This is a genomic window from Rhodococcus sp. I2R (genome assembly GCF_020889545.1).
In the GTDB taxonomy this organism is placed as follows: Bacteria; Actinomycetota; Actinomycetes; order Mycobacteriales; family Mycobacteriaceae; genus Rhodococcoides.
Genome location: NZ_JAHUTG010000007.1, coordinates 166,033 through 180,388 on the forward strand (window position 1 = coordinate 166,033; position 14,356 = coordinate 180,388).

Annotated in this window: 18 protein-coding genes and 1 tRNA gene; 14 read left to right on the top strand and 5 right to left on the bottom strand. The window is 64.5% G+C overall.

The window, feature by feature from the left end; all coding sequences use genetic code 11:
* Window position 1: 1 nt before the first annotated feature.
* On the top strand, window positions 2-637 hold the full coding sequence (locus KVY23_RS09405) for an LON peptidase substrate-binding domain-containing protein (protein WP_075837900.1): 636 nt from the start codon (window positions 2-4) through the stop codon (window positions 635-637).
* A gap of 51 nt (window positions 638-688) precedes the next feature.
* On the opposite strand, the gene KVY23_RS09410 is transcribed toward KVY23_RS09405, so the two are convergent.
* Window positions 689-762 (bottom strand) — tRNA-Met (locus KVY23_RS09410).
* Window positions 763-813: 51 nt separating this feature from the next.
* A complete protein-coding gene (locus KVY23_RS09415; RefSeq protein WP_230556190.1) occupies window positions 814-1,407 on the bottom strand; it encodes a DUF998 domain-containing protein in 594 nt (197 codons plus the stop codon).
* A gap of 173 nt (window positions 1,408-1,580) precedes the next feature.
* Between KVY23_RS09415 and KVY23_RS09420 the strand changes: the two genes are divergently transcribed.
* Genes KVY23_RS09420 through KVY23_RS09430 form a run of 3 tightly spaced genes read left to right on the top strand, consistent with a single transcriptional unit; the run spans window position 1,581 to window position 3,830 of the window.
* Entirely contained in the window at window positions 1,581-2,129 is a 549-nt protein-coding gene (locus tag KVY23_RS09420; protein ID WP_230556277.1) for a TetR/AcrR family transcriptional regulator, read from the top strand.
* Window positions 2,126-3,463, top strand: a complete 1,338-nt coding sequence (locus tag KVY23_RS09425; RefSeq protein WP_230556191.1) for an AarF/ABC1/UbiB kinase family protein — start codon at window positions 2,126-2,128, stop codon at window positions 3,461-3,463. The genes KVY23_RS09420 and KVY23_RS09425 overlap by 4 nt, the downstream gene beginning before the upstream one ends.
* A gap of 31 nt (window positions 3,464-3,494) precedes the next feature.
* Window positions 3,495-3,830, top strand: a complete 336-nt coding sequence (locus KVY23_RS09430) for a glutaredoxin domain-containing protein (RefSeq protein ID WP_230556192.1) — start codon at window positions 3,495-3,497, stop codon at window positions 3,828-3,830.
* Here KVY23_RS09430 and KVY23_RS09435 read toward each other — a convergent pair.
* Window positions 3,813-4,460, bottom strand: a complete 648-nt coding sequence (locus KVY23_RS09435; RefSeq protein WP_230556193.1) for a class I SAM-dependent methyltransferase — start codon at window positions 4,458-4,460, stop codon at window positions 3,813-3,815. The genes KVY23_RS09430 and KVY23_RS09435 overlap by 18 nt on opposite strands.
* Window positions 4,461-4,604: 144 nt before the next feature.
* On the opposite strand from KVY23_RS09435, the gene KVY23_RS09440 reads away from it, so the two are divergent.
* The 6 genes from KVY23_RS09440 to KVY23_RS25085 all read left to right on the top strand — a co-directional run bounded on the left by KVY23_RS09440 (window position 4,605) and on the right by KVY23_RS25085 (window position 8,943).
* On the top strand, window positions 4,605-5,159 hold the full coding sequence (locus KVY23_RS09440) for a hypothetical protein (RefSeq protein ID WP_230556194.1): 555 nt from the start codon (window positions 4,605-4,607) through the stop codon (window positions 5,157-5,159).
* Window positions 5,160-5,215: 56 nt separating this feature from the next.
* Complete coding sequence (locus KVY23_RS09445; RefSeq protein ID WP_230556195.1) at window positions 5,216-5,944, top strand: flavodoxin family protein; 729 nt, start codon at window positions 5,216-5,218, stop codon at window positions 5,942-5,944.
* A 44-nt stretch (window positions 5,945-5,988) separates the two neighbouring features.
* The gene (locus tag KVY23_RS09450) at window positions 5,989-6,531 is read left to right on the top strand and encodes a redoxin domain-containing protein (protein WP_230556196.1); all 543 of its coding nucleotides are present in this window, start codon (window positions 5,989-5,991) and stop codon (window positions 6,529-6,531) included.
* Window positions 6,532-6,629: 98 nt separating this feature from the next.
* Window positions 6,630-7,196 (top strand): RNA polymerase sigma factor, encoded by a 567-nt coding sequence (locus KVY23_RS09455; protein ID WP_230556197.1) that lies wholly within the window; start codon window positions 6,630-6,632, stop codon window positions 7,194-7,196.
* A complete protein-coding gene (locus KVY23_RS09460; protein WP_230556198.1) occupies window positions 7,193-7,471 on the top strand; it encodes a zf-HC2 domain-containing protein in 279 nt (92 codons plus the stop codon). Before KVY23_RS09455 ends, KVY23_RS09460 begins: the two co-directional genes overlap by 4 nt.
* Complete coding sequence (locus tag KVY23_RS25085; protein WP_230556199.1) at window positions 7,468-8,943, top strand: NAD(P)/FAD-dependent oxidoreductase; 1,476 nt, start codon at window positions 7,468-7,470, stop codon at window positions 8,941-8,943. The genes KVY23_RS09460 and KVY23_RS25085 overlap by 4 nt, the downstream gene beginning before the upstream one ends.
* Here KVY23_RS25085 and KVY23_RS09470 read toward each other — a convergent pair.
* Both KVY23_RS09470 and KVY23_RS09475 read right to left on the bottom strand, forming a co-directional pair.
* On the bottom strand, window positions 8,925-9,548 hold the full coding sequence (locus tag KVY23_RS09470; protein WP_230556200.1) for a CDP-alcohol phosphatidyltransferase family protein: 624 nt from the start codon (window positions 9,546-9,548) through the stop codon (window positions 8,925-8,927). The genes KVY23_RS25085 and KVY23_RS09470 overlap by 19 nt on opposite strands.
* Entirely contained in the window at window positions 9,545-10,267 is a 723-nt protein-coding gene (locus tag KVY23_RS09475; protein WP_230556201.1) for a TVP38/TMEM64 family protein, read from the bottom strand. The genes KVY23_RS09470 and KVY23_RS09475 overlap by 4 nt, the downstream gene beginning before the upstream one ends.
* Before the next feature lie 223 nt (window positions 10,268-10,490).
* On the opposite strand from KVY23_RS09475, the gene KVY23_RS09480 reads away from it, so the two are divergent.
* From KVY23_RS09480 to KVY23_RS09495, 4 genes are read left to right on the top strand one after another with little or no spacing between them, the layout of a single operon-like run.
* Window positions 10,491-11,699: an ABC transporter substrate-binding protein gene (locus KVY23_RS09480; protein WP_230556202.1), complete on the top strand. Its 1,209-nt coding sequence runs from the start codon at window positions 10,491-10,493 to the stop codon at window positions 11,697-11,699.
* 1 nt (window position 11,700) lies between these two features.
* Window positions 11,701-12,543: an ABC transporter permease subunit gene (locus KVY23_RS09485; protein ID WP_230556203.1), complete on the top strand. Its 843-nt coding sequence runs from the start codon at window positions 11,701-11,703 to the stop codon at window positions 12,541-12,543.
* The gene (locus KVY23_RS09490; protein WP_230556204.1) at window positions 12,540-13,322 is read left to right on the top strand and encodes an ABC transporter permease; all 783 of its coding nucleotides are present in this window, start codon (window positions 12,540-12,542) and stop codon (window positions 13,320-13,322) included. Before KVY23_RS09485 ends, KVY23_RS09490 begins: the two co-directional genes overlap by 4 nt.
* Window positions 13,319-14,353, top strand: coding sequence for an ABC transporter ATP-binding protein (locus KVY23_RS09495; protein WP_230556205.1), 1,035 nt, complete (start codon window positions 13,319-13,321; stop codon window positions 14,351-14,353). Before KVY23_RS09490 ends, KVY23_RS09495 begins: the two co-directional genes overlap by 4 nt.
* Window positions 14,354-14,356 lie beyond the last annotated feature (3 nt).

The window sequence follows — 14,356 nt, forward strand, 5'->3', positions numbered from 1 at the left end:
CATGGCGATCACCCCGATGTTTCCGCTCGGCAGCGTTCTCCTACCGGGCGAAAAACTACCGCTGCACATCTTCGAACCGCGCTATCAGCAGATGCTGGCCGAATGCATGGCGATGGAGGACCCGAACTTCGGCGTCGTACTCATCGCGAGAGGACACGAGGCCGGCGGCGGGGATGTGCGTCACGATATCGCCGTGCGAGCTCATGTAGTCGCGCATCGCGAAATCGGCGATGGTCGGCACCTCGTCGAATGTGTTGCCGGTGAGCGGATTCGCGTCGACGCCTGGCTAGAGGACGAGCCGTATCCGCGCGCGGACGCCCGAGCCTGGCCCGACGAGGACGACGGAACACTGACGGAGTCCGAGTTCGACGAGCTTCGAGCCAAGATCACCGACCTGTACCGACTGGTGGGTTCACTCGCCGAGGCGGAGGGCAGTCAGCCGCCCAGCGATCCGGAGTTCTCCGACCTGCCCGCGGACCCCGGTGAACGACTGTTCATGATGGCCGCGCAGATTCCGATGGGGCAGTCGGACCGCCAGGACGTTCTGGAAGCTCCAGGCGCGGCAGCCAGGATGCAGGCGATATCGGAGGCCATCGAGAACGTCGCAGACATCGTCCGGTTCAGGCTGTTGCAGTAGCTGATACAAGAAAACCCCGAAGGCCGAAGCCTTCGGGGTTTTCTTCTTTTGTAGCGGGGACAGGATTTGAACCTGCGACCTCTGGGTTATGAGCCCAGCGAGCTACCGAGCTGCTCCACCCCGCGTCGGTGTTCCTCAAAGGTACATGCGTTGCCCCGCAAACCCCAATCGCCTGGTCAGCCCGTAACTTTGCTGCGAGCGGACCGCAGCAGTGCCACTGCGGTCATCAGCTCCCACGCGACGAAGGTGTAGATCGGCGCCCGTTCGACCGCTCCGATCGGCCCGATGCCGGCAACGAGCAGCGCCGACACCGCGAGTCCGGCCACACCCAGCGCGGTACTGGCCGTCCGGTACCACCGCGGGCAGGAGTGCACTCCCGTTCCCACCGTCACCGCGATGACGTTGCCTGCCGCGATCGACAACACTGCGCCGACCACGTGGACAGCGCCGTCACCAGCAGGTACCACCGCGATCAGCACGCAGCCGGTGGAGTAGGCCGCCACCGATCCCAGGTACACCCGATTGCGGCGTCCACGCAGCAGGCTCGCTGACAACGCGCCGGCAGCGGCCACGGACACCGCAGACAGGCAGAACGATGTGTTGACGACGTCGTGCCACGGCGATTGGCCGGAAACCCCGAGCTCGCTGACCGTCTGGCGTAGGTAGCTGTAGCCGTCGTACTTCGACGCGGTCAGAGCCTCGCCCACGAGGTATTGCACGGCAGCGAAGCCGAACAGCCCTGCTGCGGCGCGTGCACGAACGTTCGACAAGCTCGACTCCTCGGGTGCGAAGATGCGGGCGTTGTACCGATAGGTACAGTCGGAATCGTTCCGCGCAGTGTGGCGCGAAACATCCCCGAGGAGCAACTGTGACACGCGAAGCTCGAGCCCGCACAACTGGAACTCGAACGACAGGAACTCGAACGGCAGCCGACCGGCGCGACGTGGTCCCACTGCTGGCCGGCGTCTTCGGCGATCACGGCTGGAACGGCTCGTCCCTGTCTCTCATCAGCAGCAGGACAGGCCTCGGCAAAGGCAGCCTCTACCATTTCTTTCCCCGCGGAAAGACGGAGATGGCGGAGGCGGTGCTCGACGACGTGGACATGTGGTTCCAGGTCAACGTGTTCGCCCCGCTGCAGAGCGCCACCGACGCCAGGGCGCGCTCGCACGAGATGTTCGCGCAGACACTGAAGTACTTCCAGTCGGGTAGGCGCGTGTGCTTGTTCGGCGCGTTCGCGCTCGGCATGGAGCGTGGCCTGTTCGGGGGCCGCGTCGCCAAGTACTTCAGCGACTGGATCGACGCACTCACCCCGGTACTGCGGCAACTCGGCCACGGCGAGGATGCGCGCGGACTGGCCGAGGAGATCGTCGCGGGAATCCAGGGCGCACTGGTACTCGCACGGGCATCCGAGGACGGAACCCGCTTCGAACGCCTGCTGGCTCGTCTCGAAGCCGCAGCACTCGATACAACCGGGATGGAGGCGGCACGATGAGCGCAACCCCCGCACCGCCGCTGCGCAAGTTCGGCTTCCGCGAATTCACGCGAATGCTGGTGATCGGCACTGTTCTAGTCGTCTACCAGATCGTCGCCATCGGTAAATGGATCCGCCGTCCAGGACGGGGATGGGCGCAACACGCCTCCGAAGGTGTGGTCGACGCGTTCTTCTCGCTCGGCCCGACGTTCGTCAAGGTCGGGCAACTGATGGGGTCGTCCCCGGGCATGTTCCCGAAAGTCCTCGCCGATACCTGCCTGCGCTGCCTCGACGAGGTTCCCCCGTTCCCGGGAGCGCAGGCCCGCGCGATCATCGAAGCCGACCTGGGCCGCAGCACGGACGAGTTGTTTCAACGGTTCGACGACGAGCCGCTCTCCTCGGCTTCCGTTGCGCAAGTGCACCTCTGCATCCTCGCCGACGGACGTGAAGCCGTCATGAAAGTGCAGCGCCGAGGCATCTATCACCGGATGAAGGTCGACCTGCGTATCGCCTACGTGTTCGCACGCGCTCTGGAGAAGTACATCGGCTTCTTCCAGACAGCCAACGCGTCCGCCATCATCGTCGACCTGCATGCGGCAACATTCGCCGAACTCGACAGTGTCGTCGAAGCGCGTCGACAAGCGGCGTTCCGAGAGGCGATCTCGGCGTTCGGCGACAACGAGTACGTCACCGCGCCCGAGGTGATCGGCGAATACTGCGGCAACCGCGTCATCTGTATGGAACGGATGCACGGCTCACCACTCGACCAGTGCACACCCGGGGACACATCCGAGCTGGTCGTCCGGCGTGCGGCCAAGGTATGGATGGAGGCGCTCGTTCTGCACGGACTGTTCCACGGCGACGTTCACGCGGGCAACGTGTGGGTACTCGACGACGGACGAGTGTCGTTCCTGGACTTCGGCGTCATGGGCGAGCTCGACGAGCAATGGCGTTCGCTTCTGCAGGACTTGTTCCACGCCACCGTCATCGACGGAGACTTCACCCGGCTCGCGACCAGTGTCAAGCGTCTGGGCATCATTTCCGAGGAGGTAGGCACCGACGCCGAGGTGGGCGCAATCCTGCAGACGGTATTTGCCCCGATGCTCTCCGATACCCTGGCGCACTTCAGCTTGACCGATTTCATCAAGGCACTCGTCGGAATGGGCCAGCAGTACCGGACGTCGAGTCCCGAGGAGTTGATCCTCGTCGGCAAGCAACTCGGCTACTTCGAGCGCTACGCGATCGAGCTGGCCCCGAACTGGGCACTCGGAACAGACCCGTTCGTGTTCAAGAACGTCTTCCCGGCAGAGGTCGCAGCCCTGTCCCAGGCCCGCGGGACGGAACTACCGGACTAGCTCGACCGCACACCGACAAGAAGGAGCACCCATGACAACACCCGCATATGTCGACGGAATCGAGGTCATGTGGAGACCGGGCTGCCCATTCTGCATGAAGCTGCGCGGTGCGCTCAAGCTTCGCGGAGTAACCACCACCGAGGTCGACATCTGGTCCACGCCAGAAGCCGCCGCGCGGGTCCGCGATGTCGCCGACGGCAACGAGACTGTCCCGACGGTGTTCATCGGCTCCCGCGCACTCGTCAACCCGAGCGTGCAGCAGGTGATCGCCACTGTCGAGCAGGAGTTGCCGGATCGCGCCGGTGAACTACTGGGGTCGAAGGGAGGCCTGTGGAGCAGGCTGTTCGGTTCAGCGCGGAAGAACTGAACCGACGCACACTTGAATGTGACCACCGCGCACCTCGGCCGACTGCACGTTGCCCACGCCGAGCTCTTTCCGCCCGGCGGTCATCGCGGTCCACGGGTGGGCATCGATGTCGGATCCGCCGAGCCTGCAGGCCAGGCGCGCCATCGGAGTCCACACCGCAGCTGCGCCGGTCGGAGTTTGCATATCCACCACGGCCACAGCGCCGCCAACACGCGTCGCCGAGAACATCGTCTCGAGCGCAGACCGCCAATCCGACATCAAGGACAGCGCGTAGGTACTGATGGCTGCGTCGAAGGGCAGGTGCGCGCCCAGCTCAGCCAGGTCCGCCGCAGTGGCGTCGGCCGCGATCAACGTGACGTTGGACCATCCCGCGGAGGCGGTCCGCTGGCTGGCCTGCGCGAGCATCTGCGGACTGACATCGACGCCGGTGATAGTGCCGCCTGGACCGATCTGCCGTTGCAGCAAAGGGAAATTCAACCCGGTGCCGCAGCCGATATCGAGGACGTGGCTGCCCGCCGGGAGTGCGAGTAGCTCGATCGCCGCCGCGCGACCCGCGCGATATACCGGCCACTCGAAGGAAATCACATCGTACAGGCGCGCCGAAACTGTGTACGGCTTCGGTTTTCTCATCGGCGGTATCCGTTTCAGGTCGGTTTCGGTGTCGGATTCAGGGACAACTTTCCATGAGCGATTCGGAAGTAGTGCGGTCGGTCGGCGGGTTTCAGTGTCAGAGGGTGCGCTTCGCCACCCGCCACCGAACAGGGAGTTCACGCCATGTCCTCGAAATCCACACACATCGATACCACCACAACCGCGCTTCCCAGAACGATAGCCATCGGGGCTGCGGCCGGACTTGTCGGTGCTATCGCCATGGCGATGTTTGCCATGATTGCTGCACTGACGTACCAGAATTCGGGATTCTTCACTCCTCTGTACCATATCGGGTCGGTCTTCATCGAACCCTCTACGATGATGACGTCGATGCAGCAGGCAATAGCAGGTGAGTCGTTCTACTTCGCGTTAGGTCCAGCTATTGTCGGCGCATTGATACACATGATGGTCGGCGTGATGTACGGCATCGTTTTCGCGATCATCGTGCGAGTGGCGAGACTTCACGGTGTCGTTTTGATCATCAGCGGATTGGTTTACGGTGCAGTTGTTTTCGTGATCAGCGCCTGGATAGGACTTCCACTCGCCGCCGCGATCCTCTCGAGCGGTGACCAGATCGCCGACATGGCTTCGATGGTCGGATATGGCACCTTCTTCGCCGAGCACCTGTTGTTCGGTGTAGTGGCAGCGCTGGGCTTGCTGCCCACGACGCGGCGTTGACCGGAGAACGCTGACTTCTGTATCCCCGCCACGCGCGGTTCGAACGGAGACCACCAATGACCACTGTCGACGACCCATCGACCCTCGGATTCGGCGGACTGCGCGCCGTATTCGTCAACTGCACACTCAAACGCTCACCCGAGCGAAGCCACACCCAGGGACTGGCCGATCTGAGCAGCCGGATCATGGAAGACCTCGGGGTGAGTGTGGACCACATCCGGGCGATCGATCACGACATCGCCACCGGGGTGTACCCGGACATGACCGAGCACGGCTGGCCCACCGACGAGTGGCCCGCCCTCTACAAGCGGATCATGGCCGCCGACATCCTCGTCCTCGTCGGCCCAATCTGGCTCGGCGACAACAGTTCGGCGATGAAGAAGGTCATCGAACGGCTCTACGGGTGCTCGGCGATCCTCAACGCGGCCGGTCAATACGCCTACTACGGGCGCGTCGGCGGCTGCCTGATCACCGGAAACGAGGACGGAGTCAAACACTGCGCCATGAACATTCTCTACAGCCTGCAGCACCTGGGTTATCTGATCCCACCGGGCGCCGACGCCGGGTGGGTAGGTCCGGCAGGACCGGGCCCCTCCTATCTCGACGAGGGTTCCGGAGGACCGGAGAACGATTTCACCAACCGCAACACCACGTTCATGACCTACAACATGCTCCACGCCGCGGCGATGCTGCGCCGGTCCGGGGGCTTCCCCGCCTACGGCAATCAACGAACGAAGTGGGATACCGGTTCACCCTTCGGTGTCGCCAACCCGGAATACCGCTGACTTTTCGCCTTCTTTCATTTCTCACCGACAGGGACGGGATCGACATGAAACAGCTCACCAGCATCGGCGACCGCATCGGCCCCGTCGATCTCCGCGACTCCGACGGTCGAGAGATCGAACTCGACACACTACTCGACAGACCGGTCGTGGTACCCCTCGTCCGGTACTACGGCTGCATGCCCTGCAAGGCCTACCTCCACGAACTCGAAGATCTTCGAGAGGACTTCGAATCCGCAGGGTTCCGTCTCGTCGCCCTCGGCGGTGCCGCCGATTACCAGGCCCGCCACCTGATGGACAACGGGATCGGGTATCCGCTACTCCTGGACCCCGACCACACCCTGTATCGGGCGTTGGATGTTCACCGCATCCACTGGTGGATGATGCTCAGTCCACGTACCTGGCGGAAATACCTGACCGCAGCACGCCGTGCCCGGCAGGGTCGCATTACCGATCACCCCTTGCAGGCCCCCGGTCTGGCGATCATCGACACCGACCGCACGGTGCGCATGCTCCACCGGGGACGCACTCTCGGTGACTACCCACCCGCCGCCCAGGTGCTCGCCGAAGCTCGGCGACTGATGCGCTAGGTCGGTGAACAATCGGTCGAATCGGGCACACTTGATTGCATGAAAACAACGATCGGCGTTATGGGAACACTACGAGCGAGTCGAAGGGTTCCCTGACCATGCACGAATCCGAACCCTCAGAAGCGACCGACGTACAGGCGCAGAACTTTCGCCTGTACGTCGAGCCGGAGATCGAGGTTCTCCTTCGTGTGGCGTCGACTCTGACCAATCCGTCTGACGCCGAAGACTTGGTTCAGGAGACACTCGTGCGTGCCTGGCGCAGCGTGGACAGATTTGACGGAAGACACCCAAGGGCTTGGCTGCTGACCATTCTTCGCAACACAAACATGAACATGCATCGTCGTCGCCGGCCGGACACCGTCGCCGATATCTCCGATTTCGTCTCGACCCGGCCCGCATTCGGGGTCGATCCACCAGGAACGGAGGACGAAGTGATGACATCGATCCTCTCCGACGATCTCGAGCTGGCCGTGCAGTCTCTGGATCCGAAGTTCCGAACCGCTCTGCTATTGATCGACGTCGACCAACTTACCTACAGCGAAGCCGCCAAGGTTCTCGGTGTCCCCGTCGGCACGGTCATGTCACGGCTGAGCCGCGCACGAGCGCGTGTCCGACGCCACCTCCGGCCCACGTTCGTCGCTGCCACTGGAAAGGGAACCGCATGATCAGGGCTGCACGCATGATGTTGACCTGCCACTGGTCGGGCCGTCGCATACAGCGATACCTCGACGCCGATCCGGCCGCACCACTCGACGTCGACGAAATCCGACGCCTCGAGGCGCACCTAGCCATGTGCGAAAGATGCAAGGCAGCCGAGAACGAATTTCGGCAGATCAACACAGCGCTTTCCCGGTGGGCCGTCCACACGATCCCCGACCAGAAAAGCGTCGAACACGTTCGGCACTTCCTGGATCGACTTACGAGCGGCGACGGCACGTGACAACAGGCAACTTCCGCGAGCAGGAGTGGCCCGCGAATGTCGATCTCGTGGTCGTCGGCGGCGGCACAGCCGGCATCGTCGCGGCGAAGACCGCAGCCGGACTCGGCACCAGCGTCGTACTAATCGAACGTGAACGCACCGGCGGTGACTGTTTGTGGACGGGCTGTGTTCCGTCGAAGGCGCTCATCGCCGCTGCATCGGCCGCCGCCGCCACACGATCCGCCCACCGCTTCGGAGTCGACGTCGGTCCGACGCGGGTTGATTTCCCACGAGTCATGGCACACGTGCATGGATCCATCGACCGCATCGCGCCCATCGACTCGCCCGAAGCTCTCACCGCTGCAGGGGTGACAGTCGTGTACGGAGACGCCGTGTTCACTGCACCGAACACCGTGACCGTCTGTTCGAGGCCCCTGCATTTCGCCCTGGCGGTCATTACCACCGGGGCCCGACCCACCGTCCCGAGCATCACCGGACTCGCATCCGTCGACTACCTCACCAGCGACACCCTGTGGGATCTGGCGTCGCTGCCCGAGCGCCTGCTCGTCATCGGCGCCGGAAACATCGGCTGCGAGATGGCCCAAGCGTTCGCTCGTCTGGGGTCGGAAGTCACCCTCGTCGGCCGAGCCTCGACCATCCTGCCCAAGGAGGACGCGTCCGCGTCGGCGGTGCTCTCCAACGCTCTCCGCGAAGACGGAGTGAAGGTATCGACCTCCACGACGGTCGTCGAGATCGACGCCCGTTCCGCGCTCACCGATTCCGGTCGGAGAATCCAGTTCGATCAGGTCCTCGTCGCCACCGGTCGCACCCCACGCACCGATTCGCTGGGTTTGGATGCAGCGGGCGTAGCCGTCGACGAACGCGGGTACGTCGTGGTCAACGACCGTCTCGCCACCAGCAATCCACGCATTTGGGCCGCCGGTGACCTGACCGGCCATCCGCAGTTCACCCACACCGCAGGGATGCACGGCTCGCTCGCCTCCAGCAACGCTGTCCTCGGACTGCGACGCAGCATCGACAAGACCGGGACGCCGCGAGTCACCTTCACCGATCCCGAGATCGCCTCTGCTGGAATTGATGTCCGGGCCGCGCGTCGAATCCCCAGTTTGCGGGTTCAGACAATGCGGCACGACGAGGTCGACCGCGCCGTCACCGAGGGCAGGACCGACGGCTTCACCACGCTGGTGCTAGACGGCAAGCATCGGATCGTCGGCGCCAACGTCGTGGGCCCGAGGGCGGGCGAGACGATCGGAGAACTCGTGCTCGCGGTCAAGCACGGACTCCGCACGCGCGACCTCGCCGGTGCCACTCATCCATACCCGACATACAACGACGGTCCATGGAACGCCGCTATCGCTGACGTTCGCGCGCAACTGCACTCACCCGTCGCCGCGCGTGCAATCGGAACCGTCGCGAAGCTCCGACGCAGGTGGGTGCGAAGACAGAATGCGCGTCAGGACAGAGCACGGTAGCCCGCGACGATACGGTGAACAGAGCTCACCGCGACCACTGCCGCCCATACCACGGCGATCTGCCACGACACGCCGGGCAGCAGCAACCACAGGCTGTGCACGGCAACGGTTTCCGCTCCCTCCGCCAACCCGCCGAGAAACGACAACGAACGGCCGTCGTCGATGCGGCGCCCTTTTCGCTCGGCAATGGACGAGAACGCCAAGAACGCCGTGCCGTTGATGTAGTACGCCAGCAGCACCAGCAGGAACGGCCACCACGGGGCGCCGTAGCCGGCTGCTGCGCCGATCGCGACGCCGACAACTGTGGCTCCGTAGACAGTGAAATCCGCTGTGATGTCGAAGAAGCCGCCAGCCCCGGCAGTGGGGCTGGAGGCTCCGGCACGCCTTCGCGCCAGCGCTCCGTCCAGCCCGTCGGCGAGCCGGGAAATCAACCACAGCACCAGCGCGAGCAGCCACCACTGCAACCCGGCCGCGAATGCACTGCCGAGACCGAGCACCAAACCTGCCGCGGTCAGCCTATCCGGGGTGATCGGCTCCACGTCGAGTACTCGAGCGCCACGATCGAGTGGCCCGTGAAGCTTCGCTCGCAGGTACCCGTCGATCATCGGAGCGAAGCGCCGTCTGGATCGACTATGGGCGCCTCCCGCGTCAGCCCGAATCGACCTGCCAGCAGCCATGATCCGGCGATGATCGCGAGTACCGCAACGAGCGCCGCAACGAACGGCCAGGACAGCGGCGACGTTCCGTACGCGCCCAGCGCAGTGAATCCGACGGTGGCGGGCACGATACCGAGTGCGGTACCCAAAAGGTAGTCACGCTGGCCCACCGCACTGACGCCTGCCGCGTAATTCACCAGCGCGAACGGGAACGGAATCACTCGCACGATCAGCACCGACATCAGACCGCGTCGTCCGAGCATGGCGTCGAGCCTGCGTAGTTTTGCCCACTCGGTTCGCGAGACCGGGCCACGACCGAGCGCCCGCGCAGCCCAGTACGCGAGGTAGGCGCCGCCCGTCGCCGCCACGATCACCACCGTCACGCCGACCAGAAGACCGAAGAGCAGACCCGCCGCGACGGTCAGCGTGCTGGCAGGGAACGGGGTCGCCGACAATCCCGCGTACAGAACGACGAACAGCGCGATCCCCCACCATCCGGCCATCGAGACGCGGTCACGGATAGCCTCGGGGTCTGGCAGGTCGAGGGTACTGGCAAGGATGACGAAACCGAGAACGGCAACCGCAACCCCGGCGAGTTTGAGCACGGTCACGCGGCTGATGCGAGCCTTGACCGGGTCATCCTGCGGGGAAGGGTGATCGTGCGTCACAATTCGTACCTTTCGTTCTTCGAAGAAGTGTTCATGGTCGCAATACGGGAAGGCTTCGACTACCCCGCAGTGTTCCCGTATCGCCGGATTCGACCCATTACGGTGGATTCGGCAGCGTCGGCATCTTCGTTCCTTTCGCACCAGGAGGCTCGTGTTGATCTCTCGAAACCCAGTAGGGCGAGTCCGAGCAAGTCGAAGCAGACGACGTGCGATACCAACGCTCGTGATCGCCGCCACCGCCGGGCTCGTACTCGGCGCCTGCACCGCGCCGGATTCCGACAGCCGAAGCGCCGAGAGCCTGCCCTGGAGCGAGGTCGAGGAGCAAGCGCGTGGACAGACGGTGTCGCTGTGGATGTACGGCGGAGACGAACAGGGCAACGCCTACGTCGACGATGTGCTTGCCCCAGCCGCGGCAGACGAGGGCATCACGCTCCGTCGAGTTCCGGTCGAATCCACCACCGATGCCGTCAACCGCATTCTTACCGAGCGCCAGGCAGGCGTGACTGATGGTGAGGTGGACCTCGTGTGGGTCAACGGCGCGAACTTCGGCACCGGTAAGCAGGCCGGTGCGTGGCTGTGCGACTGGACGCAGAATCTGCCCAACATGCAGTACACCGATCCGGACGATTCTCTGCTGAACAACGATTTCGGCACTCCCGTGGACCGATGCGAGTCGCCCTGGCACAAAGCCCAGTTCACCCTCGTCTACAACGCCGACGCGATCGAGGACCCGCCCAGCACCTTCGAGGAGGTGCTCGAATGGGCGCAGGCCAACCCGGGGCGGTTCACCTATCCGGCCCCGCCGGACTTCACCGGTTCGGTGTTCATCCGTGAAGCCTTGGTGAGTACCTCCGGCGGCATCGACAAGGTACCCGCACAGTTCGACCGGGAGACGTACGACCGGCTGGCCCCAGTCCTGTTCGATCGCCTGAACGAGCTCGCGCCGTCACTGTGGCGGGAGGGCACGACCTACCCGCAGTCATCGGCGGAACTCGACGACCTCTATGCCGGTGGCCAGTTGGACATGACCATGACCTACGGGCCTGCCACTCTGCCGGAACTGGTATCCGGCGGCACCTTCCCGCCCAACACTCGAGTGCTGACCCTGGACGAGGGAACCGTCGGAAACGCCAGCTTCTTGGCGATCCCGTCGACGTCGGGACAGTCCGCGGCAGCGCAGATGGTGGCGAACCTCGCGCTCTCACCCGAGCAGCAACTGATCAAGTCGCGGCCCGACGTATGGGGCCAGTTCACCGTGCTCGATCTCGAACGCCTCACGCCGGACTACCGCCAACAGTTCGAGGGCATACCGGCCTCGCCCGTCGTTCCCTCGTACCAGGAACTCTCCGCCGGCGCCCACCCCGAACTGTCGGCGGAGTGGGTCACCCCACTGGACGAAGGGTGGCGAAGAAACGTGCTCGCGGGGCAGTGACGTGAAGAGTGCTACGGTCGCGACAGGGCGCGGCACGGTCTGGGTGCTTCCCGCGCTCGTGCTGGTGGTGCTGGTCGTCGGCGGCGGCGTCTTCACAGCTGCGTTACAGAGCCTCGGGTTGATGCCGTTGGTGGGCGAGCCCGCTCTGTCCTTCGACGCCTATACCGCCCTTGGCGACGACCTGTGGCGGTCCCTGGCCCTCACTCTCTCCCTCGCGACGGTTTCCACTGCGCTGGCAGCCATGATCGGCCTCGCTACGGCTTTGAGCGCGCTGTCCGGGAGCCGAGCCCCGTTGGTCGCGGCCGGGTTGACCGTGACGGTGCCGCATCTCATCGGTGCTGCGGCGATGGGGCTACTGCTTGCCGATTCCGGGCTGCTCCCACGCATCCTCGGCTCGACCGACGGCAGTTGGCCGGAACTCGTCGGCGGACGCTGGTGGATAGCGGTGGTCGTCGAATACGCCTGGAAGGAATCGGCCTTCGTCGCGATCGTCTTGGCCGGCACTCTCGCCACCAGGGTAGCTGCGTTCGACGAGACCGCCGCGACGCTCGGGGCGGGGCGATGGGCACGACTACGCCTGGTCACCCTCCCGCTCGTACGTCCCGCTCTGATCGCCTCGACTGCCATCGCATTCGCCTACACCGTCGGGTCGTACGAGGTGGCGCGCATTCTGGGGCGCCCCTATCCGGAGCCCCTGTCCATCATGGCGGTTCGGCTGTTCACCTCCATCGATCTGGCCGCACGACCACAAGCGGCCGCTGCCGCGATGGTCGCTACCACACTGACTGTTGTGGTGGCCGTCGTCGCGGTGCACTTTCTACGTCGATCGGCGATCTGGAGATGACTATTCGGACCCGAATTCTCCCCAGGGCCTCGCGCGGGCTTCTGCTGGCGTGGTTTCTCGTTCCCCTCGTCCCGATCGTGCTGTGGGCCGCGAGCAATCGCTGGTCCTTTCCTGCCGCACTACCCCAAGTGTGGGGCGTCGACGGGTTCCGCAACGTCTTGGCCGCGGGCGCCGTCGATGCGTTTGTCAGATCGATGGGGCTCGCTCTCGCTGTCGCGGCGATCGCAACACTCTTGGGGGCGTGCGCGGCCCAAGCCCTGGTACGAGCCGACGTCCACTTTCCTGCCGTCGTGGCCGGGATTCTCTTCGCACCCCTCGCGCTGCCGCCCTTCGCGGTGGCCTTGGGGCTTGACGTGCTCGTGCTGCGCGCTCGCATCCCGAGCACCGTGGCCGTCATCATGCTGCTGACCGTTGCTGCCATCCCCTATACCACCTACTTGATGCGGGCGGCGTTCGGCGCCTACGACATCGGGTACGAGGAAGAAGCACGAACTTTGGGAGCATCTACCGCAACGATTCTGTGGAAGATCCGAATTCCGCTGTTGGCCCCGGCGCTGTCGGGGGCCGCGCTCCTGGCCTTTCTCGTCGGATGGAGCGATTACGTCATCACCCTGCTCATCGGCGGTGGACGTCTTATCACGGTACCGATATTGGTGGCGTCGCTTGCCGCTGGAACCGGAAACGACGCGGTGGTTGCCGCCCTGTCGCTGACAGCAGTACTGCCCCCGCTCGTTCTAGTCCTGCTGCTCTCGCGGTTGCGCCGCTGGAGGTCGAGATGAGCGTCGAACTGTCCGTTCGCGGACTTACCAAAATGTATGCGGGACAGGCGACTCCAGCACTGAGCGGGCTGAATTTGACCGTCCGACCCGGCTCGTGCACTGCCATTCTCGGGCCGTCCGGTTCGGGCAAGAGTACCGCCCTGCGATTGATCGCCGGCCTGGACGCACCCTCGGCAGGCACTGTATGCGTCGACGGCGTCGACCTCACCCGCTCACCCGCCGAGTCACGCAGCATCGGCATGGTCTTCCAGCGCCCGATGTTGTTCCCACACATGTCCGTACTCGACAATATCGGCTTCTCCCACCGCGCTTCCGGCCAGAGTCGTCGCGGATCGCGCGAGCAAGCACGCCGATACCTCGACCTCGTACACCTGGGGGACATAGGCGATCGCGCAGTGACCGACATCTCCGGTGGCCAAGCCCAACGGGTTGCGTTGGCGAGATCGCTGGCAGGCTCACCGCGCGTATTGCTGCTTGACGAACCCTTCAGCGCACTCGATCCCGTTCTGCAAACAGAAATGCACGACCTGGTCCGTGAACTGCGCACCGAGCTCGACCAGACTCTCGTCCTCGTCACCCACGATCAACACGAAGCGGCGGCACTGGCCGACTCAGTGGCAGTACTGATCGACGGACAGCTCCAGCATCACTCCGATATCGCCACCGCATACACGCGGCCCAGCACGCTGGCTGTCAACAGGCTCATGGGCGGGCTCAACGAGGTCGACGGACACCTCGACGCCCGCGGGACTCATCACTCCGCCATCGGAGCACTCGCCGTCGACGGCGCCGAATCGTTGGGCGCAGGGCCAGCCGTGCTACTACTACGGCACGAGATGATCCGCGTGAGCGACACCGGCGTTGCAGGCACGGTGTCGTCACTTCGTCCGACGGGATTTCGCAGCATCGCTGACGTGACGATCTGCGGTATCACCGTCCGAGTCGAACTTCCCGCCGGAGCCGGCACGCGGGTGGGCGAAACGGTGTGTCTGCAGATCCCGAGTGCGGCACGGGCGGTGGTGCGGCGCTGACCG

Coding starts and splice junctions, on each gene's coding strand:
- KVY23_RS09405 (WP_075837900.1), top strand. CDS start 2: ATGGCGATCACCCCGATGTTTCCGCTCGGCAGCGTTCTCCTACCGGGC.
- KVY23_RS09425 (WP_230556191.1), top strand. CDS start 2,126: ATGAGCGCAACCCCCGCACCGCCGCTGCGCAAGTTCGGCTTCCGCGAA.
- KVY23_RS09430 (WP_230556192.1), top strand. CDS start 3,495: ATGACAACACCCGCATATGTCGACGGAATCGAGGTCATGTGGAGACCG.
- KVY23_RS09435 (WP_230556193.1), bottom strand. CDS start 4,460: ATGAGAAAACCGAAGCCGTACACAGTTTCGGCGCGCCTGTACGATGTG.
- KVY23_RS09440 (WP_230556194.1), top strand. CDS start 4,605: ATGTCCTCGAAATCCACACACATCGATACCACCACAACCGCGCTTCCC.
- KVY23_RS09445 (WP_230556195.1), top strand. CDS start 5,216: ATGACCACTGTCGACGACCCATCGACCCTCGGATTCGGCGGACTGCGC.
- KVY23_RS09450 (WP_230556196.1), top strand. CDS start 5,989: ATGAAACAGCTCACCAGCATCGGCGACCGCATCGGCCCCGTCGATCTC.
- KVY23_RS09455 (WP_230556197.1), top strand. CDS start 6,630: ATGCACGAATCCGAACCCTCAGAAGCGACCGACGTACAGGCGCAGAAC.
- KVY23_RS09460 (WP_230556198.1), top strand. CDS start 7,193: ATGATCAGGGCTGCACGCATGATGTTGACCTGCCACTGGTCGGGCCGT.
- KVY23_RS09470 (WP_230556200.1), bottom strand. CDS start 9,548: ATGATCGACGGGTACCTGCGAGCGAAGCTTCACGGGCCACTCGATCGT.
- KVY23_RS09490 (WP_230556204.1), top strand. CDS start 12,540: ATGACTATTCGGACCCGAATTCTCCCCAGGGCCTCGCGCGGGCTTCTG.
- KVY23_RS09495 (WP_230556205.1), top strand. CDS start 13,319: ATGAGCGTCGAACTGTCCGTTCGCGGACTTACCAAAATGTATGCGGGA.